The organism is Photobacterium kasasachensis, assembly GCF_050336885.1.
Taxonomy (GTDB): domain Bacteria; phylum Pseudomonadota; class Gammaproteobacteria; order Enterobacterales; family Vibrionaceae; genus Photobacterium; species Photobacterium kasasachensis.
In genome coordinates, this window is the sequence record NZ_JAKJSH010000034.1 from 1 (window position 1) to 23,170 (window position 23,170).

The 23,170-nt window shown below is 45.1% G+C and carries 22 protein-coding genes; 9 read left to right on the top strand and 13 right to left on the bottom strand.

The annotated features are described in order from the left end of the window. The 4 genes from L4D19_RS28585 to L4D19_RS28600 form a co-directional block, all read left to right on the top strand. Positions 1-391 (top strand): hypothetical protein (locus tag L4D19_RS28585; protein WP_428455189.1); only part of this gene is annotated, 391 nt, incomplete at its 5' end. A 109-nt stretch (positions 392-500) separates the two neighbouring features. Further along, on the top strand, positions 501-806 hold the full coding sequence (locus tag L4D19_RS28590) for a hypothetical protein (protein WP_428455190.1): 306 nt from the start codon (positions 501-503) through the stop codon (positions 804-806). 292 nt (positions 807-1,098) lie between these two features. Then, positions 1,099-1,578 carry a hypothetical protein gene (locus L4D19_RS28595; RefSeq protein ID WP_428455191.1) on the top strand — a complete coding sequence of 160 codons (480 nt, stop codon included), beginning with the start codon at positions 1,099-1,101 and terminating at the stop codon, positions 1,576-1,578. Next, on the top strand, positions 1,578-2,240 hold the full coding sequence (locus L4D19_RS28600; RefSeq protein ID WP_428455192.1) for a hypothetical protein: 663 nt from the start codon (positions 1,578-1,580) through the stop codon (positions 2,238-2,240). Before L4D19_RS28595 ends, L4D19_RS28600 begins: the two co-directional genes overlap by 1 nt. Positions 2,241-2,550: 310 nt before the next feature. Here L4D19_RS28600 and L4D19_RS28605 read toward each other — a convergent pair whose 3' ends face one another. After that, entirely contained in the window at positions 2,551-2,859 is a 309-nt protein-coding gene (locus L4D19_RS28605; RefSeq protein ID WP_075767944.1) for a DUF496 family protein, read from the bottom strand. A 480-nt stretch (positions 2,860-3,339) separates the two neighbouring features. On the opposite strand from L4D19_RS28605, the gene cspE (L4D19_RS28610) reads away from it, so the two are divergent. From cspE (L4D19_RS28610) to L4D19_RS28620, 3 genes are all read left to right on the top strand, one after another. Beyond that, on the top strand, positions 3,340-3,549 hold the full coding sequence (gene cspE / locus L4D19_RS28610; RefSeq protein ID WP_047874816.1) for a transcription antiterminator/RNA stability regulator CspE: 210 nt from the start codon (positions 3,340-3,342) through the stop codon (positions 3,547-3,549). 411 nt (positions 3,550-3,960) lie between these two features. Further along, on the top strand, positions 3,961-4,170 hold the full coding sequence (cspE, locus tag L4D19_RS28615) for a transcription antiterminator/RNA stability regulator CspE (protein WP_036830632.1): 210 nt from the start codon (positions 3,961-3,963) through the stop codon (positions 4,168-4,170). A gap of 308 nt (positions 4,171-4,478) precedes the next feature. Next, positions 4,479-5,213, top strand: coding sequence for a DNA/RNA non-specific endonuclease (locus tag L4D19_RS28620; protein ID WP_428455193.1), 735 nt, complete (start codon positions 4,479-4,481; stop codon positions 5,211-5,213). Between the two features lie 95 nt (positions 5,214-5,308). On the opposite strand, the gene L4D19_RS28625 is transcribed toward L4D19_RS28620, so the two are convergent. The 6 genes from L4D19_RS28625 to L4D19_RS28650 all read right to left on the bottom strand — a co-directional run bounded on the left by L4D19_RS28625 (position 5,309) and on the right by L4D19_RS28650 (position 13,637). Next, positions 5,309-6,064: a hypothetical protein gene (locus L4D19_RS28625; RefSeq protein WP_428455194.1), complete on the bottom strand. Its 756-nt coding sequence runs from the start codon at positions 6,062-6,064 to the stop codon at positions 5,309-5,311. Positions 6,065-7,871: 1,807 nt separating this feature from the next. Beyond that, the gene (locus L4D19_RS28630; protein WP_428455195.1) at positions 7,872-8,903 is read right to left on the bottom strand and encodes a lipase family protein; all 1,032 of its coding nucleotides are present in this window, start codon (positions 8,901-8,903) and stop codon (positions 7,872-7,874) included. Positions 8,904-9,034: 131 nt separating this feature from the next. Beyond that, complete coding sequence (locus tag L4D19_RS28635) at positions 9,035-9,826, bottom strand: protein-tyrosine phosphatase family protein (protein ID WP_428455196.1); 792 nt, start codon at positions 9,824-9,826, stop codon at positions 9,035-9,037. A gap of 184 nt (positions 9,827-10,010) precedes the next feature. Then, positions 10,011-11,174: an OmpP1/FadL family transporter gene (locus tag L4D19_RS28640; protein WP_428455197.1), complete on the bottom strand. Its 1,164-nt coding sequence runs from the start codon at positions 11,172-11,174 to the stop codon at positions 10,011-10,013. A 48-nt stretch (positions 11,175-11,222) separates the two neighbouring features. Next, positions 11,223-12,314 (bottom strand): tetratricopeptide repeat protein, encoded by a 1,092-nt coding sequence (locus tag L4D19_RS28645; protein WP_428455198.1) that lies wholly within the window; start codon positions 12,312-12,314, stop codon positions 11,223-11,225. 3 nt (positions 12,315-12,317) lie between these two features. Continuing rightward, positions 12,318-13,637 carry an anaerobic sulfatase maturase gene (locus tag L4D19_RS28650; RefSeq protein WP_428455199.1) on the bottom strand — a complete coding sequence of 440 codons (1,320 nt, stop codon included), beginning with the start codon at positions 13,635-13,637 and terminating at the stop codon, positions 12,318-12,320. Positions 13,638-13,931: 294 nt separating this feature from the next. On the opposite strand from L4D19_RS28650, the gene L4D19_RS28655 reads away from it, so the two are divergent. Continuing rightward, positions 13,932-14,603, top strand: coding sequence for a formylglycine-generating enzyme family protein (locus L4D19_RS28655; RefSeq protein ID WP_428455226.1), 672 nt, complete (start codon positions 13,932-13,934; stop codon positions 14,601-14,603). A gap of 148 nt (positions 14,604-14,751) precedes the next feature. Continuing rightward, positions 14,752-16,404, top strand: coding sequence for an alkaline phosphatase family protein (locus L4D19_RS28660; protein WP_428455227.1), 1,653 nt, complete (start codon positions 14,752-14,754; stop codon positions 16,402-16,404). A gap of 88 nt (positions 16,405-16,492) precedes the next feature. Here L4D19_RS28660 and L4D19_RS28665 read toward each other — a convergent pair whose 3' ends face one another. The 6 genes from L4D19_RS28665 to L4D19_RS28690 all read right to left on the bottom strand — a co-directional run bounded on the left by L4D19_RS28665 (position 16,493) and on the right by L4D19_RS28690 (position 23,159). Further along, a complete protein-coding gene (locus L4D19_RS28665) occupies positions 16,493-17,398 on the bottom strand; it encodes a LysR family transcriptional regulator (protein ID WP_428455200.1) in 906 nt (301 codons plus the stop codon). A gap of 88 nt (positions 17,399-17,486) precedes the next feature. Then, positions 17,487-18,890, bottom strand: coding sequence for a BatD family protein (locus tag L4D19_RS28670; protein WP_428455201.1), 1,404 nt, complete (start codon positions 18,888-18,890; stop codon positions 17,487-17,489). Next, positions 18,887-20,605 (bottom strand): vWA domain-containing protein, encoded by a 1,719-nt coding sequence (locus L4D19_RS28675; RefSeq protein ID WP_428455202.1) that lies wholly within the window; start codon positions 20,603-20,605, stop codon positions 18,887-18,889. The genes L4D19_RS28670 and L4D19_RS28675 overlap by 4 nt, the downstream gene beginning before the upstream one ends. Continuing rightward, a complete protein-coding gene (locus L4D19_RS28680; protein ID WP_428455203.1) occupies positions 20,598-21,650 on the bottom strand; it encodes a vWA domain-containing protein in 1,053 nt (350 codons plus the stop codon). The genes L4D19_RS28675 and L4D19_RS28680 overlap by 8 nt, the downstream gene beginning before the upstream one ends. Continuing rightward, positions 21,643-22,179 (bottom strand): DUF4381 domain-containing protein, encoded by a 537-nt coding sequence (locus L4D19_RS28685; RefSeq protein WP_428455204.1) that lies wholly within the window; start codon positions 22,177-22,179, stop codon positions 21,643-21,645. The genes L4D19_RS28680 and L4D19_RS28685 overlap by 8 nt, the downstream gene beginning before the upstream one ends. Beyond that, complete coding sequence (locus L4D19_RS28690) at positions 22,179-23,159, bottom strand: DUF58 domain-containing protein (protein ID WP_428455228.1); 981 nt, start codon at positions 23,157-23,159, stop codon at positions 22,179-22,181. The genes L4D19_RS28685 and L4D19_RS28690 overlap by 1 nt, the downstream gene beginning before the upstream one ends. Positions 23,160-23,170: the final 11 nt, after the last annotated feature.

Sequence of the window (23,170 nt, forward strand, 5' to 3'; positions counted from 1 at the left end):
GCCGCCTATGGATCGCCTCTTAAGTTTAGCCAAACACGGACGCTTACTAATAAAAAGTGAGTATTTGAAATTTATTCCCTCATGCATTGATGCCTTGCTATTTCAGTTAAGCCGTTCTCAAAGAAAGTTAATACCCAATGAATTGGCATTTAGTGAAGACATAAAAAAATTAAAAAAGTTAATTTCAGAAAAAAAAATCAATCTTCCTCTTATGTCTTACATACCAAAATTCAAAAGTTTTATTAAAGCTAGATCTTCTCTGGTAGACATCAAAAATATCAAACCGTTATTTAAGATCGTAGACGATTTAATTTTTAATGGTGTAAGACCAGACAGCTGGCTGACTCCTGACGATGCGGAAAGAGAAGTGAAGTCGTATTTCACTCTGTAATAAAAAATTACAGATAAACGTGTTTTGAATTGCCCTACAGCCAAATAACCATGGGCTTGGCGGTAGCCGTTGTCAGACAACTTCGCCCGTGATTTCACCAGTGCTCAATATGAACTGGAATCGAATTACATTGCATTATGAAATAGTTCTCATGGCCTTATTATCGTCAACAATTGACGGTATCGGTACAGCAGGCTCAGTACCCAGCAAAAAACGTCATATCAACAAGTTTTCTGATCTCGGCACATTATTAAAACAGCTCACCAAACAGCTCAAACAAAAAGCACAATTCAAACAGAAACGTGGCAGGATGTACCGAAAGGCAGATTTCTTATCCTATTCTCAGAAGCTCCCAATAGTGACTCAGATGCTATTGGACATGTTAGAGACTCCGGTCATCATCCATTATGGATGAGCACTTTTGATTAGCTTCAGGAAAAGAATGGTACAGTAGTTTTGATACGAATGAAGCCAAGTTTTTTTCTGCGAATTACTTTAACAACGAGTCAGATATTGACACCTTCATATCAAGACAAAAAATCCTCTCTGAGATTGGTGCATAGGAGGTATTTACAGGTGATGGGCTAACAGAGTTTAATGGTATTAAAGGGAAACCTGGAGCACTAGAAATACAACACAGTCCAAAAACGATAAATTAATTATTAGAATATAAAGAAATTATCAAAATCGAATTATAGGTAATAATAATGGTAAAATTCCCACTTATAAATAATAATGAGAGCAAGAGAAAAACAATTAACCATAAATCTATCGAAATCAATGAGAACGGAAGGGTGTTTCTCAACATTTACTCTCAAGAGAATTACTTAATCATTTACTATATTAACAAAGGAAAAGTTGACGATATTGAAAATCAAACTGAAATACCATATTCTTCTTTAACTTGGATTAAACAATGTATAACAGATGGATTTTGGAAAAAACCATCAGATGGTGGTCTACCTAAAAACAAACATGTTTGTAGTAGTTTTTTTGCAGGTGAAGAAATAACCATCAGTCGCAGCATGAATGCTGGTTACCCGGGGCAAAAGGGCTTTAATATAATCAATAATAATCGATCTTGCCATATATTAGCATCCTGGCCTCAACAGGTTCAAATTACAGATGAAGTAATGAGCTCACACTTACTTCCAATCATGAATAAAATAATAGAGAATCAAATATAATGCCCAACACTGATGAACAGCGCCTTGATATTATATCTAATTGTAATCTATTACTTACCAAACTTCATGGCTATCAATCAACGGATAACCGACCTGAAAAGTGGATGATTGCCCAGTTAACCTGGCTCAAAGAGCGGGCGGAAAACCATGACCTTCCCCTGCCTGTAAAACCTGAAATGCTGGGAACACTCAGGTATATCTACATGGATGGCACGCTTAATTTTCATGCCAGCAACCCAAAAGATARTGAGTGCGTATACTGGGAAATGGAAATGCCTATGGATCGCCTCTTAAGTTTAGCYAAACACGGACGCTTACTAATAAAAAGTGAGTATTTGAAATATATTCCTTTATGCATTGATGCTTTATTATTACAGCTAAGCCGTTCTCCAAGAAAACTGATACCTAACGAACTGAAATTTTGTGAAGACATTAAACAATTAAAAAAGTTAATATCAGAAAACAAAATAATCCTTCCTCTCAGAACATGCATGCCTCATTTTGAGAGTGTTATTTACGCTGAAAATTCACTGGCTGATATCAAGGGAGCAAAAAACTTATATTACATCGTAGACAATTTAATTTTTGGCGGTGTAAGACCTGATACCTGGCTAACCCCAGAAGACGCGGAAAGAGAAGTGAAATCGTATTTCACTCTGTAATAAAAATTAAAGATAAACGTGTTTTGAATTGCCCTACAGCCAAATAACCATGGGCTGGGCGGTAGCCGTTGTCAGACAACTTTGCCCGTGATTTCACCAGTACTCAGTATGAACTGGAATCGAGTTACATTGCATTATGAAATAGTTCCCACGGCCTTATTATCGTCAACAATTGACGGTATCGGTGCAGCAGGCTAAGTACCCAGCAAAAAACGTCATATCAACAAGTTCTCTGATCTCGGCACATTATTAAAACAGCTCAAACAAAAAAGCTCGACCGAAGTCGAGCTTTCAAATTCATTCGTAGGCATTACTGCTTATGAGCAATCTCTGCTTTCTTTAGATCTTTTACGTTCTTGCTTACTTCACGGCGCTCTTTAGATAGCTCGGCGCTGATGATGATGTGGTCATCAACACGATCTTCGTAATCGCCTTTCATGTTCTCAACAATCTCTACAATTTGATCGTGAGTCATGTCTGCCTTGATGTAATCAAGCAGGTTTTCTAGCAGCTCAACACGCTTACGGTTATCACGGACCTTACGATCGTTATCCAGGATTTCACGTTTGAGTTTGTTTTTACGACGTGTTTGGCGAACAAGCTCTAGGATAGTGTTCATTATTTGTCCTTTTATGAATCTACAAAGCCTAACTGACTTTGTTATAACAGAAAAATATGTTGCTACACAAGTCACATTATCAACAAGAAAAATTTATCGATGATTCTTTGATTTGATACAGCAAACTGCTCGGTATAGAGTTCGACCTTCTCCCAGTTTTGACTGCAATATGCGCCAAGTCTCAAATGCAAGAAACCGCTTTTATTTCATCTGTCTATGTAATGAGAATAAGGTCTATTTTTCAGCTAAATCCTGTGAATTTGACCACAAATTTATCACTTAACTATTTGCAATTAGCATATCAGTGCCTACTCTTTCATTAGACCAGTAGTGTTTGGCAATGATGCAACAATGTGAACGAAAACACTTCATGTATAAATTCTTGTTTAAGACTGTTGTACTGAAGCTATCTGTTTCAATTGTCACCAAAGTTAAATAGTTATTGGCGCTTTTTGTTGATGTAGAAATTCAGGAGACAACATGTCTAAAGCAACAGGTACCGTTAAGTGGTTCAATGAAGAAAAGGGTTTCGGTTTTATCACTCAAGATAACGGCGGTGCTGACGTATTCGTTCATTTCCGTGCTATCACTGGCGACGGATTCAAAACACTTGCGGAAGGTCAAAAAGTTTCTTACGAAACAGAGCAAGGTCCAAAAGGCCTACAGGCCGCTAACGTAGAAAAGATCTAGTCTATCTTTCTACTTAGCAGTAAAAGGGCCATCTGGCCCTTTTTTAATCTCTGTCCTTCCGAGCTATAAAATTTTATTTTTTCTTCTATCTCAAGTCGTTTGTCACTAACTCGTTGTAAAAACCAGAGATTATCCTTCATCGTAGTGATACCAATATCACATTTTCTTCCATAAGCACTTAAATTTTAAAGTAATTGCTTGCCCTACCCGACCCCTTATGGCTTAATAGTCCCCGGCCTGTAATGCAGACCTATTTATGCAACAAATTGAAATAGAAAACTTCGTTCCACCGCTTTGCAAAAAGTGCAGTTGTCCTGAAGAGCTTCATTATTCTTTTGTCCATAAGTAATACATTATGATGGCTTAAGTACGCGACAAGCGTAAGTTTAATTTTTATTCAGGAGACATGTCATGTCTAAAGCAACTGGTATTGTTAAGTGGTTTAACGACGAGAAAGGTTTTGGTTTCATCACTCAGGACAATGGCGGCGCTGACGTATTCGTTCACTTCCGTGCAATCGCTGGTGAAGGCTTCAAATCTCTAGCTGAAGGCCAGAAAGTATCTTTCGACATCGAACAAGGTCAGAAAGGTCCTCAAGCTGCTAACGTTGAGCGTATCTAATTTGATACCAAGCGTTAAGCTTTGAGAAAAGGGTATCTTAGGATACCCTTTTTTATTTCCATAATTCATCAAACCACTATCATATCGCCATTTATTAACAGACCTCTCGGTTTCAACATTTCACGTTACTCATGTGTGTATTTCGCCCATAAGTAATTAATATTGTTGATAAAGTGCTTTATATCCCACACCACCACATTGATAAAAACACCTATCACAATTTACCTATTTATCAATACATATCCATTCGGTAAACCAATAATATCTTTCGTCCTATAAGCACAATTGATAATAAGGACGATAGAATAATGAAACATATCCTACTGGCTATATTAAGCCTTGCCTTCTCGGCTACGGCCACTGCTGCTACCTGTAACCAGCACCTTGATGTCGGTATACCAAACCAAAGCGATCAGATCCTGTGTAGAGATGGCTATGCTGCGGGTTACAATTACCAAAACAAAGTCTCCAATTGGGTGGCCTACCATATCACCGCAGACAGCGTGAACGCCTTTTACGAGCGTTCAAATAGCTTCCGTACTGATACTGAAATACCCTCTCCATACCGTGCGACAAGTAGCGATTACACCAAAACAGGCTACGACCGCGGCCACCTAGCTCCTTCCGGCACGATGGACTTTTCACAAGAATCTATGCAACAAAGTTTTTTGATGTCTAATATGGCGCCGCAGCTTCCTGGCTTTAACCGTGGCGGCTGGAAAGCTCTGGAGGAGAAAGTACGCGAGTGGGCGAATACCTATAACGAACTATATGTTATCTCTGGCCCAATCTGGGACGGCAACGAAACCTATATTGGTAACGGTGTGTACATTCCAAACAACTTTTACAAAGTCATTCTAGATCCGGCTTATAATGATGCGATCGCATTCATTGTGCCACACCGTAAAATATCGTCATCAGAGATTGCAAGCTTCATTACAACGGTAGATGAAATTGAGGAGCTTACTCAACTTGATTTCTTCAGTGCACTTCCAGATAGCATTGAAGATGAAATTGAAACCGTAGTGTGGGAAATGTGGTAATAATTCTCAAGTAAAGCCCGTCGTTTGGCGGGTTTTACTTTAAGAATATGATATGTGCAGTGGCTATCTCTATAATGCCACTGCACATATAAAAACTATCCAGCTGTTTTATGGCCGAAAGTCACAGCTGTAATATCAACCCAGCTCTCAGTCCCTGTAAAATCTGCTGCAGGGTCTTCAATCATAGCATTCACTTGCTGACTGAAAATATTCTGACCTGGTACGTAGTCCACACTAGGGCTTTGCAATCCACTAGTTAACACCACATTTACCGGTGTAGAAGCTGTAATCTTAGCGAGCTGATTTACTAGAGCATTCAGGTTTTGCGAGTTAGATCCTACTGCTATATCTTTATTGATACGAATCCCCACAGTACGATCTGTCAGCACGTTATCAACTGTTTTTGTATAGAACCAAGCACCGCCTATATTGTTAACAAAAATATTGTTAACTCCACCGCCAATAATGATACCGCTTCCCTTCCTCGCTCGATACGTTTCTCCACCTTGCATCGTCTCAACAAAAACCTCGGTACCTGTGCCCCAGCTATTCATGAGGCTACCAAAATTACTCGCATTTCCAGCAATAATCTTAATGTCACCTTCATCAAAGCTGCCACTATTATTAATATCAAACGTAGCTACAATTTGTGACTTATTAATAGCAGAATTGGCATCAAGTGGTGCTTTCAGTTCTACATCCAACCATGACTGAATTTCATCCTTGTTGAAAGAATAAAGATAGCTATCATGCACTTCTTTGGCTGCAGGTTCTCCTCCTCCACTAGAGCCACCACACCCCACTAAAGGCAGAACGAAGATACTTGTGGCAAAGAGTGTAGACATTTTCATTTTAACGATTTTCCTTATAGTTATGTAATGACCTAGCTTTTATAACTTCATAGTTGCGAGATAAAGCTAATCTTGCGAACCCAGACAATTCCACATCCAACCCATTTCTGGGGCTTATACTGCAAGGGGAGGCATAGACACAAGAAATGTATAGAAAATCATCATAAAGTCAATGTCTTACAATATAAACATTAATAGAATGCTCATTTACTGACCGTAAACGAGGTCTACTGAAGTGGCATAGTTAATTTAGCCTCCTGATTGGAGGTGCTATCATCACCAGCTCTTGAATATCTTATTGCATTGATAGCTCTCCCATATAAGAAACAATATCGCTATAGCCGCTATAGGGTTCTTAAAAAGATAAAATTGCACTATAGAGTGAAATATCAATTGTCCTGTGCGTTTTCCACATGATGAAAAATAAATCCAGGCTGTATGGAGGTTTAAAAAAACATAAAACACAAAAAGTGTATAATAATCTGAAAATAAGAATGTTTCACCATTCCACATATGCATAAATAAAGCAACTAATTTAGATAAGGCAAACAACCCAATTCCTTGGATAATTAAAACACTCAGAACACTTATCGAAGAATCACCTAATCTATAAAAGATTTTATTCACAGAACCTCACAATTTAACTCCCGCATGACGACCAAGCGTCGTCACATAACATTATAATACCCAGCACCTGCGGGTATAAACGGTCACAAACTATAGAAAAATGCTTTTAAGTCAATACATTATATTTAAACCACTTTCTACAATCGTAATTAGATGAGTTAAATCACAATATTTACGTGTTACAGGTCGGGGCTGATACAATTATGACTCATAAAGTGTAAGAATAGGCGTTTTAGAATATAACTAGTATTGGCTAGTATATAAACATGTATTTAAAGTTGGTAGCCTATCGCCTTAACCCCTACACAATCAACCACCATGGAAACCATCAACCTCTGGTTAGAGTTTAGCTGCGAACTCCTCAAGCTAATCAACGACTAAACAGATCATGACTTACATCCTGTGTACTCTTTATTGTATTGATAACTCTCCCATACAAGAAATAATATCGCAAAAGCCGCAACAGGGCTCAAGAATGGATAAACTTGCATTATAGAAAGAAATATCAATTGGCCTGTTCGCTTTTTACATGCAGCAATATAAAGCCAAATTGTATGGAGGTTAAACAAGCCGTAATATACCAAAAGTGTATAGTTTTCTGTAAATAAGAATGTCTCACCATCCCACATGTATCTAAATAAATTCACTAATTTGAAAAGTGCATATAAACCAATTATTTGGATTATAAAAACACTCAGACCACTTATTGATGAATTATCTAATCTATAAAGGATTTTAATCACAGATCCTCACGATGTAACTCCTGTATGACAACCAAGCGCCATCACATATCATTATAATACCCAGCCCTGCTGGTATAAACGGTCACAAACTATAGAAAAACACCTATAAGTCAACCTATTACATCGAAAACACTTGCTATGGCCGTAACAAGATAGGTTTAATCACAATATTATCGTGCAACAACTCGTGGCTGTTGCAATTATGACTCATAAAACATGTGAACAGAAATATTAGGGTTAATTCATACTGACCAGTATATAATTATGTGTTTAAAGTTGATAACCTAGCGTCTTAATCACCACATAAGCAGTCACTATGGAAACCATTAACCTATGGTTAGAATTCATCAATGAATTTCTCAAACTGATCGGTTAGCTACCAGTACAAATCCTGTACCAGTAGCCACTTTATTTCCCTGAGTAGTCCTTGCTTTACCTCAATTTACTATCGGCCCTAATATCTCGCGGATCATCTTAGGTAGCGGCAGTAAGTCTTCTAGTGGGATATCGTCTTCCATCCCCATTAGTTCAGGATACCCCTGAACGTGCTGGTAAATAGCCTGAATGATATAAGGGGCTATCAGGATTTTATATTTCCCTTCCAATGCTGGCTCATCGGCATTGATTTGCCTGTATTTCTTCCCTTTAGAATCACGGATCATTTTGTGGAAAACCATCGCTAAAGGAAGGCTCGGCAAGAGCGGAAAATACAGGCCATACAGTTTCTTTAATGTTTGCGTATTCCAGGCGTGCGGTACGATATCAAGGGAGTTGGCAATGCGAATACATTGATCGCCTAGTTGCTGATCAGAATACTCTGCAAAGTCCTCATTTCCTGCAGATGGCCCAGCAAAGGCTACCGTAGAGATATTAATATTCTCTGACAGCCCTTTCCCTTGAATATCTTTTAACCATAATGCCATCGTCGGCGACAAAGCCCCTCCCAAACTATGCCCGGTTATGCAGATATCCCCTTTTCCCTCTTGTCCCAACTCGCTATTTAGGAACTCCAGTATGGTTTGCTTCGCTCCCGGCATACCAGACTCAGGCCTCAGAGCTTGCAGCATAATAAGGCCAAAGTTGGTGCTTTCTGAAATTTTGGGTACCAGATATTGCGGAGGATTGCCGAAAGGCCAGTCTTTCAAGTACTTGGCCTGGAAATCCCATATGACCCAATTGGGAATAGAAACAGGGTTTGTACCTCGAATAGCGATAACGTACTTGGAAGGGTCTTCAATATTACGGACAGCATACATCAGGCTGTCGTCAAACTTTGTACCTGGAAGAGCAAAAACAGCAGGCCCCCAAACGACTTCCCACTGATTCTTAATAGGCTTCCATGATCTAAGCGCTTCATTGAATTTTGTCAGAATTATTTCAGCATTTTTCTTATCTGTCCCTTCCAAAGCAAACCCAAAATAGGACATGTAGCTGAATGTCAGCATAATTTGTTGTTTTGTATAAGACATACTCATTCCCTGAACATCATTTTGAATACTTCAGGGAATAATAGTAAATCAGATATGAATCATAGTGACTATGATCACACCAAGCGTCTATTCTACAAACTTACGTGTTTGCCTTTACCTACAACGCGACTTTATTTCTCTTCCATTAGGCGAACTAAGGTTTCCATCTGAACAGGGGTCTGGATCATAAAGTCGTTTCGTGAAGCTCTCAGGTCCCGGGTAATCGCATCTAAAGGCATACTTGGATATGTGTTCATTGCCATGGTAGCTATCGTCTGCCCCGTACGGCCTACGCCCGCCCGGCAATGAATAACTGGTAGCAACTTCGTAGGATCCTGCACTGCACGGCTACGCCTCTTTTCATAGAAAGCGCGTTTATTGGCAGTAATACGTTCAATCAAGGCGACTAGGTTAATTGTCGCTTCCGTGCTGACAGTTTGATGATCTGGCCAGTTGTGTACGTGAACCACAGGTATATCGATAGAGGCATCGTACCCGGCTACGTTCAATTGATAAACTCTTGCCTCAATTCCACTGCCAAGACCTTCTGTGCTCGAAAATACCGATTGTGTCCTAATGTTGCCGTATGTCGAAGAGTTCGAGAAATAATCTGGAAGATCATTGCCCTGGATATCAGTGTCACTTGCCAATACAACCAAAACAGGCGTTCGATTTTCCACCAGCATCTGAAAATGACTTTCCAACTGATGTTGATATGGGAACTGCGACGCAATTGCAATATAGCGGTCATTAATCTTGATACGATTGGCATTCAGCTCATTGCGTACACTGGTATCTGCACAATGCAACAGGTTAAACCTGTCACGGTTTGGATCAAAGGCAAAGCATCTTGCTCCTCCTTTAATCATCATTAACCGATGCGCTGTTGCTTGATATGTATCCAAACCGCTTTCTTCAATCATTCAGTTATCCCCTTTGTTGTTTCCAAGGCCAATCCTATACTCTCCAGCTAGCAAAGCCGCTTCTTATTGATAGATTTATGACTTAAATTCCAATAAAACGCTCACGATGAAAAATAACTGCTCAATATAGCAACGCCCTGCTCATGCAAGGCGTTAACATAACACATGACTTCACGTTGAATGGTTAATACGTAAAGCTCACACCAACAAAGTGTATGCGGCCGTCAAATGTTCCATCCAAACTTGGCAAGTTACGCCTGATATCGACCCCACCAAGATCTGCGTACTCATAGAAGGCATCAATCTTAATATCATCCCAATAAGTGGATGCACCGACCGAATAACGATATTGCTCGCCAACCGGTACGTCAACCCACTGCTTGGCTGCATCATCCTGTGGCGACGATTCATAGGATATACCGGCCTTTAATCGCCACCTGCTGTTTAGTTGATAATCCGCCCCCAAAGCTACCTTCCAGACATCATCCCAGTCACGATCGATCACAACGCCATTATCACCCAAGCCAAAATCAAGTACCGTTGTATCCCACTCACTCCAGCGATGCCATTGCACCGACGTCAGTACATCCAACTGCGGCGTGACTGCATAGCTGGCACTAACATCCATTAACGCCGGAAGACTGATATCAGTCTGTAGTCGGTTAATCACCCCCAACTCGGTAGGACCGGTAACCCTCGTGTCAAACTCATGCTCAAGTTTACTCCGGAAACTAGCCCCGACTTTAAACCGTTCATCATGGGTATATATCACCCCAATATTTGCACCAAAGGCCCAGTCAGTATCCTGCTTTGCTTCAATCAAACTCGTCGATTGCTGAAGTGCTGCCCAGCTGAGCTGTAACCCGAGCCCGACAGCCCATTGTTCATTAAGGCTATAACTCAACGAGGGATTGAACTGCATGGCAGTTAGGGTAATTTCATCAAGTGCCGCGGCTCCGGCCCACTGATCGCCATAAGCCAGACTTGAGCCACCAACGGCACCTAAAGCAAGCCCAAGGTGCACATTATCGCTGATCTGGTGGGCATGAAAAGCACCAAATGATGGAAGAAAAGAGCTTGCTTTTCCATCCCCCTGACCGGTGTTGTCCCGATACTTCATTTCCAGATCGAAGCCCAGCGCATTGAATGTCGTGAGCTGATCTCCCATATCACTCATGGTGGCCGGGTTCGCCCACATTGAAGCAGCCGAGCCACTATAAACGCCATCACCAGCGGTTGCTGTACCGGCATTGGCCGTCACGGCCTCCTGAAGAAAAATGCCACTTGCCTGTACCGGTAAAGACAGTACAGATACCGCAGCCAATAGGGTCGGCGTTATTATTCGCATTACGTCACTCATCGTTGTTATTTTCGAGTAGATTTCGGGCTAAAACACTCAGCCACGCTTAGATTGGAGTTCGTTGATGACATACTCAGGCGCAATTTTGCCGAGCTCTTGCAGGCAAGCATCAGTTTTCTGATGCCCGTTGCGAATATAGATATCGCAAACGGCGTAGAGCTGTTCCGGGGCACCAGAGATCAGATAAGCCTGTTCTAAAGCCGATATGGCCGCATCAAGGTTAACTGGCTCTTGCAGTACGCCACTGAGATACCAAAAATAGCTGTTAGTCTTCGCTATTGATGCTGCTCGCTGCATCGCTTTGGCAGCAACGTTTTTTTGTTCCAACCGAACCAGTGTCAGTGCCTTGGAGTAATGTAAGTTGGCCTCATTTGGCAATCGTTCTATCGCCTGCTCTAACGTAACCAACGCATCACTGTCCAACCCCTGTGCACGCTGGTTATCAGCCATGCTTAGCCAGATTTGCGGATCGGTTTGATTGTCAGCCAATAGTCTTTGATAAAGACGACTTGCACGCTCGAATTCCTGATGCCAGCGATAGACATCTGCCAGCAAAAGCTGCATGCCTTCGTCTTCTTGCTCAGACAAGTGTCGGATTAATGCCGAGGTTGGGTTTTCCATCATTGCCTGTTGTTCGGGAGACATGTTGCCGAAATCACGGATCAGACTGGTGGTTGCAGCCAACTTCACCTGGAGAGCCGGATCATTAAGCAATGGCGATATCATTCGCCAGCGGTGCTCGAACTGATAGGGCTCCGCACCAATCACTGCTGCTTCTCTTACAGCAGCGCTGCTATCACGTAATCCACGAACAACAGCCACCAGGCTATTCTGGCTTGGATAGCGAGCGAGTTGGCGTAACGCCTCAGCCCTCTCCTCATCACTTTGGCGCTGATCTTGCGCGGTATAGACCCACTTCTGAAGTTGAGCCGACTGCGTGTCCTCAGTTACATTAAAGCCCCGAGTGACTACTAGTCCTGTGTCAGACTCTGCCTGAGCGTTTTCTGCCTCAGAGGACTGTGCATTTACCTGCAAAGGCGCCAATAAAGATAGCGTTAAGGCGGCAGATACCGCAGGCTTCGCAATACTTCTGAGGCTGAAGGGTAATTTGTTCATCGAAAACCTCACTGATCAGAACTGCGGTGGGTAGGGAAAACGATTCATTGATGGCTTAAGCAACTCATCCCGGTATTTGCCATGGGCAACAGGGTGGCCCGTCGCTCTCAAAATGTAAGCCAACGACTTATCCGCATGGCTAAAGAATTTTTTCCAACCAGCACATAGGTAATTCAGCCCCGGCTCTCCATCTGTGGTACGAATAAAACGGTTTTTAGGGCACTCGCCAAAACAGGCAAACTGGTAATCACACTGCTGACACTGGCTGGTCAAGGTGCGAGACTTGGCAAAACCAAACGTCTGCTGCTGCTCCGAATATGCCATTTCATCCAGTTTTTGATGATGAATATTGCCTATCTTGTACTCGGGGTACACATAATGGTCACAGGTGAACACATCACCGTTTGGCTCCATAGCCAGTCCCTTTCCGCACATTTCGCCTAAGGTACATAACGGGTTTTTACGCCCCATCCAGGTCTCGACGCTGGCCTCAAAATACTGCACAAACACCTTACCCAGATCGTGTTTTACCCATTCGTCAAAAACAACAATCAGGAAATCTCCCCACCCCTCGTCAGACACACACCAAGGCTCGACCACTGACTTTTTATGCCAGGGCTTCAATCGGATATCCCCTTGACGTAGCTGTTCTTGCGGTTGCCAGGTCTGCGGCGCCGTAGTACGGAAAGTTTTTTGCTCGACAATCGGAATAAATTGCATTTGAGGCGAGCGCACCTCATCGCGAAGAAAGTGGTACACTTCAAGTGGGTTCTTGCTAGTTAGATTATTTACACAGGTTAAGGTCGCAAACTTCACCTTATGCTTATGTAGTAACTCTACGGCAGCCATTACCTGGCGAAATGTGCCTCGCCCGGCTCGGTTTGTCCGGTAAGCATTATGCAGCATTTCCGGACCATCGATGCTTAGTCCGATGAGAAAGTTATGTGCGGCCAGAAATTCGCACCACTCATCGTTAAGTAACGTGCCGTTTGTCTGCAGATCATTCGCGATCACAATGCCCGGAGGCTGATACTTTCTTTGTAACTCAACTATTTTGCGAAAATAGTCCAACCCCAGCATCGTCGGTTCGCCACCCTGCCACGAGAAGATGATTTCTGGTGTGTTCTGCCCTTCAATGTACTGACGGATATAAGTCTCTAAGGCTTGCTCATCAAGCTTAGGAGAGCAGCCTTGCTTATATTCCAGCAAATCCTGCTTACTGAGGTAATAACAGTAAGTACAATCGATATTACATGCAGCACCAATCGGTTTTGCCATCACATGCATTCGTTTCGACGCCTTGCCGTTAAATTGTGGACCTTGGGTAATCAGCATATTGCACCACCAGATAGACTCAAAATGATGCTCGCAGTGTAAATCCCCGCGCAGCCCGGCGCTTGTTATACCCCTTATAACCAATTGGAATGGCGTTTTTCCATAAACTAGAAACGCCTAATTATTAAGCGGAGCTCCGTTATGAAAGCCCCCCGTTCTATCCGTACTTTACCTATGCGTACCTTGACTCTTTCCACTCTTGGCCTTGCGGTCTGTATTCCTGCTGTCTATTGGGGAGTTGCCTATTCAAGCCAGGTCACAACGCATCCTGTTGCCCTGCAGATAGAAGCCAATATGGTGTTGGTAGAAGGTGGAAGCTTTACGATGGGCACATCCCTACCCGAGGCAAAAAAAGCTGAAAGCCCGGCACGCACCGTTAGCCTTGATAGCTTTTATATTTCGAGGTTTGAAGTGACTCAAGAGCTATTCGAAAGTGTCATGGGTTCATCCATGAGTTACTTCAAAGGTAAAGATGTACCGGTGAACAACCTTAGCTGGCAACAGACCAACTATTTCATTGAACAGCTCAACGCCCAGACGGGTAGCCATTACCGCCTGCCGACAGAAGCCGAGTGGGAATACGCTGCTCGTGGTGGTAACAAAAGTCGGGGCTATCTCTACAGTGGATCAAATGACATCAATGAGGTTGCCTGGTATGCCGGTAATGCCCGAAACCGTGCTCAGCCTGTAGGCATGAAAAAGCCCAACGAGCTTGGCTTGTACGATATGACGGGCAATGTCGGTGAATTCGTTATTGATGCCTTTGATGAGAACTTCTACCGCTACGGCCCTGCTGACAACCCCAACAACGCCAAAGAGACTGACATCGGGCTTGCTCACAAGTCTGTCCGCGGTGGCAGCTTTTCTTACGATGCCGATGAGTCGGAAAATTTCCGTCGGGACTTTGCCAGCCAGTCGGTAATTATGTCTGACATGGGACTGCGTCTGGTCCGTGATGCCGACTAAGGCTACCTGCAAAACACATTCTTATTTCATCGCCTTCTTACGTTTAAAAGAATAAGGACTAACTATGAACATACCACGCATCCCGATGCTGGTTCTCGCCGGGTTACTTGCTGTGCCCTGCTATGCGACGGCTCCCGCCACGAAAAATATGACTGAAGCTTCCAAAGCTACAGGTTCAGCTCCCAAACTGGTGCTTCAAATCACCGTCGACGGACTTCGCGCAGATTTAATTGAACGATACAAGAAAAACTTTGGTGACAGTGGCTTTCGATACCTGATGGAACAAGGCGCTTATTATACCAATGCGCACTATCAGCACGGTAATACCGAAACAATAGTCGGCCATGTCTCCCTGGCAACAGGAGCACCTCCGAGCGTACACGGCATGGTAGGAAATGTTTGGTATGACCGTCAGCTAGAGCGACTGGTCTACAACGTGGAAGATGCCGACTATGCCTTGCTGACAGCCAATGCCGGGGTCAACCAGTCCACTGAAATCGACCCGACACAAAAAACCGCTAAACAAGATGGTCGCTCCCCGGTACCAATCCTGTCGACAACCTTCAGTGACGAACTGGCCGTCGCCAGCAATGGCGAGTCTAAACTCTTCTCGGTATCAGTCAAAGACCGCGGTGCTATCTCGCTAGCCGGCCATAGCGGAAAAGCATTCTGGTTCTCCAAGGCCCAATCCGACTTTGTCACCAGTAATTATTACTACGACCAGTATCCGGCATGGGTAAACCAGTGGAATGCCCAAAATTATCCGGCTCGATACAGCAAACAACAGTGGCAGCTATCCCTACCTGCCGAGCATTACACCCTCAAGGAAGGCGATCCTTCCTACAAGGTCGATCTGGCTGGCTTCAGGCGCAGTTTTCCGCACCCTTATGGCCCTGCATCCTACAAATACTTCAGCACTATGCTAACGCTAAGCCCTGCCGGTGATGAGCTAACTGCCGACTTTGCATCCGCGCTAATCGATAAAGAACAGCTCGGCAAGGGCAAGTTTACTGACTATCTGGCTGTGAGTTTCTCGGCCAACGATTATGTGATCCACATGTACGGCCCTGCCAGCCTGGAAGCAGAAGATAATTTGATCCGGCTAGATAGAACCCTTGGCAAGCTATTTAAACATGTCGACTCACGCATTGGTCTGGAGAATACGCTCATCGTTCTTTCAGCCGATCACGGTGTTCCGGAAGCCGCCCCTACGGTCAACGCACTGGGCTATCGCAATGCTGGGTACTTTGATAAGTCAACCATTGTAAATAATGACTTAAAGAAAAGGCTGCAAGAAGAATTTGGATTGCCCGAAAATGTTGTCCGCCTTTACGCCCAGCCTTATATCTATCTCGATCATCAACTCATCAAAGACAAGGACATTGAGCTAGCTGATGTTCAAGCCGCTGTCGCTGAAGAGATGACAAAAATCAAAGGGATCGCCTATGCGGTAACAAGTCGCGATATCGAAACAAACCGTATTCCGGATAGCCACCTTATGACCCTGGTGAAAAACAACTACCATCCACAGCGTTCAGGTGATGTCTATTTGGTTTTCGCCCCTCGCACCTACATCAATGACATGGACGGGCTGACTATTGCCTCAACTCATGGCTCGCCTTGGCGCTATGACACTCATGTACCGGTCATGTTCGCGGGCTACAACATTGAGCCAAATAAAGTGACCCGAGAAATAACGCCATACGACATCGCGCCAACACTCTCCAGCAAACTGGGGATCACCCAGCCAAGCGGCACGACGGGAACCGTATTAAAAGAGGTAGCAGGCAGCAGCAAATAAAACACGTTCTCTCATAGCATGAAAATCACAAAGCCCGTACCACCATGGCACGGGCTTATTCGAACCGCTCGTTCAAAAACTATACCCGTTACAGTTCGACATCTTTAACGACTTTGAACAACTGGTTTCGAAGCCAGCGGTGGGCGTTTTCCGATGTCCGGCTGGGATGCCAGATAGCACATAAATCTTGTACGCTGCCGCCAAATGGCATTGGCAATGCCTTAACATTATATTTTTCAGAGAAATCGTTGATGGTTGATGCCGGCAGGATCCCTATCATGTCTGATCCGGCAATAATTGGCAGCATTTCTAGTGCTCCCGGCGCGCGAACAATGATATTACGCTTGTCGAGCTCGGGAAAATCTTCTGCATTCAACAAACTGCGTCTCGCCTGCCACCTTGCGACAACAACATGATCTTCATTGAGAAACTCACTCACCGTGACACCGTCACTTAACCGAGGATGATTTGCCGAGCAGACAACCTTGAGCTCTTCGGAATACAGTACCTCTGTTTTGAGCACAGTCCGACCACGAGGCCGCATATCGATAATTAAGTCATATCGCTGCAAACGCAGATCCGCTTCCATATCCTCGGTAAACAATGGATGAATCTCGAGTGCAATCTTCGGGGCCTCTTTGCGCATTTGCAGAATTAAAGCCGGGATCAGGGTATAACTGGCAACAGAGACACATGCAATGGAGAAAATCCGCTTGGATGTTTTGGGATCAAATTCCCGTGATGCCGATAGTGTAGAGCTGAAGTTCTTCAGTGCCGCTGACATGGCCGGATAAATATCAACGGCAAAGGTGGTGGGCTCAACCCCGGAGGTATTACGGTGAAACAGCGGATCATCATAAATTTCACGCAGTCGCTTTAACGCCTTACTCACAGCAGGCTGGCTTATATCCATCCTGACCGCCGCTTTCGACAAACTACGTTCTTCAAAAATAGCGACAAATATCGGAATTAAATTTAGTTCAGTACTCTTCATTGGCACCCGGGATAGAGACAAACGAAAGCCAGTTTAGATAACTGGCTAGTTGTATTAGCATAGAAAATTGAGACAAGAACAGCGAATGCTATTTCTTCGTCTTGTGAGGCAATTCTTGTAAATGTGGCAATGCTTTAGGGAATGTCCAAAAACGCGAAGATCTTCCATTTTTTCGCCTCACACACCTCCCCAGGTAACTCCACAAGCGGACAAACAACGACGCAGAGACCTTTCCAACCTGAAAACGATGCTGAAGCTCATACCACTTTACCTGCTTACATGAGTGGCTAATGTTGCTGCAAAGCTGACCAGCTTGAGCTAACTCCACCAGCCCGGTTCGACTGTACAAACGACGATAAATCATCAACCTTGCCTGCGGCCAGTCTCTCCTGCCTAGTGCTCTGCTAAATTGCCACCAGGCCGGTGTCGGCCGAGTTTTATAATAGTGCGATGCCAATAGGCCACTAAGACTCAATACGGCCATGGAAACGCCAATCAGGGCAAGATCCAACCAGTAAGTACGTAGCCATGAGCGCCAGGTATGATGCGCTCTGATATGTTTCTCTGGCAAACTCAATGTTTCAAGCTGCTGAGAGCTTGTATTCCACCACTGAAGCTCCAGTGCCGGGAACACAATATCCCCGCCCGACTGCACAATATAGACCGCCTGCTCAAGACGGCTTGAACGGTAATTTCCCCTTTCCTGACTGTCTGACAGCTTCGGTGGCTGTACATATACCTGAAAGGGGTGACTCACGGTTTGCTGCTGTTCTTTCAGAACATAAGACGGCAATATTGGCGGGATCAACACCGACAACGTGTCCTCGCCATGAACAGTGACAGTCCGGGTTATCGCATCTCCGACTTTCAGCTCATCAGCATCCCGTGACAAATCCCACTGCTCTTCAATCATCAGCTCGCTGGCACTCAACCAATGTCCATTTTGTATCAGTAACGGCGAAGGCAAGCTCACATCAAAAGTCAAAGGCAGTGTTGCTATTCGCCCTTTCACGGAACGGCCATCAGGAACAGAAACCTGCACATCAACATCAATAGAAGGAACAACAAAACGTCCTGATTGCTGCGGATAGAGCGTTATCTCCCACCGTTGATGTGACCAGGTAACGCCTTCCTTGCGCTGGCTATAATTTGTCGCCAGCGAATTTCGCTGTTTCACGATCACGCCCGGGATCTCAATAGACGCTATCCGGGTACCACCGGTAAACCAACGTGGCGTAGCCACATCGATGTACAAAACCACTTGCTGGTTCACCGCATAACGGCCATCATCCAGCTGATTTTTATCATCCAGCCAAGCTTTTACTTCAACTACGGGGGTCTCTGCATTGTCACCAGATAGTCCAGCGGCATAAGCCGGTAACCCGACCAGACAGACGACAAACCATAGAGCGAAGCAAAGAGAAAACATGTAACGAGAAGCCATATGAAAAAACGGTCTCACCAGGCACTGATGATGTATCGCAGCTGTCATGATGCACCTCCTTTTTGTTTTTGGGTTTGCAGCTCCCCTACCTGTCCGTTTGTTTGGTTCTGTTTTTGACGCTGTATTTGAAACTTGGCCCGCAAGAAATATTTAGGATCCGCTTCTACCCGGCGTAACCATTTATCCGCCAGCTCATCACTTCCCAGAATTTCGTTGGCATTTAAGGTCTGCCGAACCATCATACTGGCATCAACCTTCTCGTCTGCACCATCCGCTGTGCGAGGCTGATCATCCGCCAGTTCAAATGACTCCTCCGGGCCGTCTGTTGTGCCCATCTGGCTCTCACTGGTCCGGTTAATCTCCTCTACTATGCCTTGCATTACTTCGAGGTTATGTTCAGCTCTTTCACGAATAGCCGGTGAAGACGCCCTCTTACTCAACTTAGAAAACAAATCTCTTGCGGCCAGGTACTCCCTCTGCCTCGCCAGGGCATTACCGGCATACAAAATCGCAGCCTCGCTACCATCTTGCAAAAAGGCAGACTGTGCCAGCGAATATTGCGTCGCATAGTAATAGGCAACGCCTTTATAAAATGGGTCATGGAAATGAGCTGCGGCCTTGAGGTAATCGCCCCGATTCAGGAACCACTGTCCCTGCTGATCCGGTGTCAGCCAAAGATCGAACCAAAACTGACTAAAACGATCTTGCCAGCTATATTCTACCGGTATATCTACAGTGGCCTTGGATTCCACACTCTTCGCAAAAGTCGCAGGAGAATACGTAAGCGGCAAGCAAATCACAGCCAACACACACCACTGCACCAGCCACCCTTTGCGAAACCATAGCAGCATGATCATAGCGATAGGAATTAATAGGTAATACCCCATGTCCTGCCACGGCATGTCGGAGTCATTATTAAGCTGCATATAACGTTCAACCTGACGGCTGATGCCTTTTACGTCCGAATCATCAACCGTCATTACAACCACTTGTCCGCCAGCAGATCGAGCTAACGCCTTCAAGGAATCAACATCAGGCGGGTTCACGGATGAGACGCCAGGATTACCGGCGACCAACACCAATAACTGATGGGAGGAAGACTGGAAGTAGTTGCTGAGATCAGTCAGCGCCGATGGCGAAATACCGTCTGTTACCAATAACACCGTCGCGGCTTTCCGGTTACTCAATTGCTGCTCGATGAGTGGTATAACCGCCTGCGTTGATTTTCCTTTCTCCGGCATAATATCTGGCTCGATCGCCGCCAGAAACGGCGCAAAAACCTCGCTGTCACGCGTCAAAGGCATTGCAACATGCGCTGTCCCGGCAAAAACAACTAACCCGGTATTGCCGCCATTTCGCAACACCATTAGATCGCGGATTTTCTGTTTGCTCCGCTCTAACCGACTCGGGGCAATGTCTTTGGATAGCATTGAGTCACTGTTATCTAGCACGACCAGCAACGATGCCTTATCTTCACCAAATGGAGACGCCTCACGCTGCCAGGTAGGCCCGGCACAAACAACAATGGCCAGCGCCATAACCAGCGTCAGCACTTTTAACGGTAACTGTTTCTTCCACCCCATTTCGCCCAATGTCAGCGCTTTTCGTAAATGAGGCGGGAACAACTGCTGCCACTGGTTAACGCTATCCTGATTCCAGCGGATATACACCACGGCTGATAAAGGTATAAAAGCCAGCAACCATAAAGGCCGGATGAAATGGAACTGCAGCCAAACCTGTTGCCATAGCTTAGAATCAAACATGGCCCGCCTCCTGGTTTTGCTGGTGGTCGGCGTCGAGAGCATGTCGACGCAGATACCGCCTGCGTAGCGTGATCAGTGAAAAAACGGTTAGATAGAGAAGTACTGCCGCAATCATAAAATAGTGGTGCAGGCTGCGCTTAGACTGAAATGTCGTACTCTGATACTGCTGAGGCTCTAGCTCTCCCACTTTCTGATAAGCCTGTTTGAGTGCCTCACGATTGAGTGCCTCAAACGTTTCTCCCCCCGTTGCGTCGGCTGCTTTTCTCAACGTATCCATATCCAGAGCCTGCTCGCCGACCGTCGCAGGATCCCCCATCGCAATGGCATGGATCCTCACACCTTTTACAGCAGCAACCTTACCCGCATCAATAGGCTCAACAAAACTGCCGGTGTCATTACCGTCTGTCAACACAATGGCTACTTTTTCTCGTTCAGGATCATCGCTGTAGCTCTGCTCAAACACCTTGATGGCTAACCCAATGGCATCCCCCAGGTGGGTACTTTGCCCGGCCATTGCTACATCAGTCTGATCCAGTAACGCCTGCCATGCGGCTAAATCGGCAGTAAAAGGGGTTTGCACAAAAGCGGCATCTCCAAACAATATCAGTCCTAACCGATCACCCTCACGCTTCGATGCAAATTCAGATAACACCTGCTTGGCCGCAGCCAAACGTGTAATCATCTTGCCACTGCCGTCTTCAAAATCAGGCTCTGCCATGGAACCTGAAAGATCCAATATCACCATCACATCTCGGCCATAACGTTCACGGGTTTGCGGCTCCCCCAGCACCATAGGTTTGGTCAATGCGATAACAATACATAACCAGCTGAATGCTAACGCCATTCGTTGCCACCAACTGGGCTTTAGCTGACTTGCTCCTTCTGAAGGAGTCTCTCCCAATATCGAGATCAAGGTATCGAAGAAGGGAACTTTGACAGCCGTTTTCCTGGTTTTATATGCCGGGATCAGCCAATACACGGCGACCGGCAATGGCAGAACCAATAACCACAGCGGATAAGAAAACGTGAGCTGGGAGTCAAACATAATCACCCTCTCCTTTTGCTGTTTCCGCAGCCATATGAGCCTTCAGATAAAGGGCATCATGTTCTGCTAGCCAGTCATGACAATGAAGCTCCAACTGCTTAACTTGCTCTGCCGTTAGCGTTGTTTTCTGGTTGATCACAGACTCTAACCAGCGCTCACCCAGAGGCGTAAGCCAGATTGCATCTGATGCCGGTAATGCCGCATCCAGCGTAGCAAGCAGAGGTTGTCCGAACAGGTTGGCACACCTGGGCTCAAGATATACCAACACGATTTTTATGATGGCTAGAATATCCTGGTCCGCTTGAGACGAGCTCATCGCAACAAGACACAGTCTGTCGAGTGCTTCGCGCCGATAGCGGTTTAGCCACCATTGTCGGCACTGCCGGTACAGCAAATAAAACGCAAACAGAACGGCGACTGCCAGCAATACCTTCCAGCCAACTGTCTGGGGCCACCAGCTAACCGATTCAGGAATAGCGACATCCGACAGGTGGCGTAATATATAAGTTCCCGGAACTTGATGGTCCATTATGCCATCCCCCCGGCAGCGCGAATAAACTGGCTGAGATGCTCACCACGAGTATCAAGTTCTATCAAGGGTAAGTGTTTTGCCGCCATCAGATTTACGAGCTGGTCCTTCTTTAACTGCTGGCTGGCACTCAGTCCTTTACTGGCTGACACCAATTGAGCTTGGGACAGGTGAAGCTGTTTATTTCCGTTGCCGACTGTCCAGCTAAATGAGCACGGTAACTTTCCAGTGCGCTGATGTTCAATAATGGTGGGCTGTAATGCATGCTCAAGGGGATCCGATATCATTACCCCCAACACATCATTGTGTTGCTGCAGCAATTTAAAATGGCTCAAATCCGCTTCGGTGATCCCGGTCCAGTCACTTAGCACTATTAAGGTGGTATTTCGTAGTTTCATTCGTCCAAGCAAGTGTAATAAGGCGCTAAAACCTGACAACAAATTATCATTACTCCGCACGTTGAGTGACTGGTTAGCCTCAGCCAGCATTTTCAGGCGCTGGAGCCAATGATTTTGCGAGCGTTGCGCCTCTCGCCAGTCGAGCTGATCCCCCTGCATAAGCACCAGCCCGATCCGGTCATTGTCTTTGAGTACCCGCCAGCCAATCAGCGCCGCCACCTCTGCCGCCACCACTGACTTCATCGTTTCGACAGAAGAGAAAAACATGTTGCTGCGCTGATCGACACAGACAATCACATGTCGATCTTTTTCTTCGGTATAGCATCGCACATGCGGCTTGCCGGTTCGTAATGTCACCTTCCAGTCAAGATTGCGGATATCATCGCCTTGGTGATAGTGGCGTAACTCTTCGAAATTCAGCCCCCGGCCGCGAAATAGCGATGTATGGCGTCCAGATAGCGCAGTTCCCGACTTAAGCTGTGGCAGTAAGGTAAAGCCGGTAGTTTGAGACTGTAGTTTTACCAACCGGGCATAGTCACAATACAACCGACAATCCTTGGTTGTGCCAGTCGGCAACGGCATGTACGGATTTG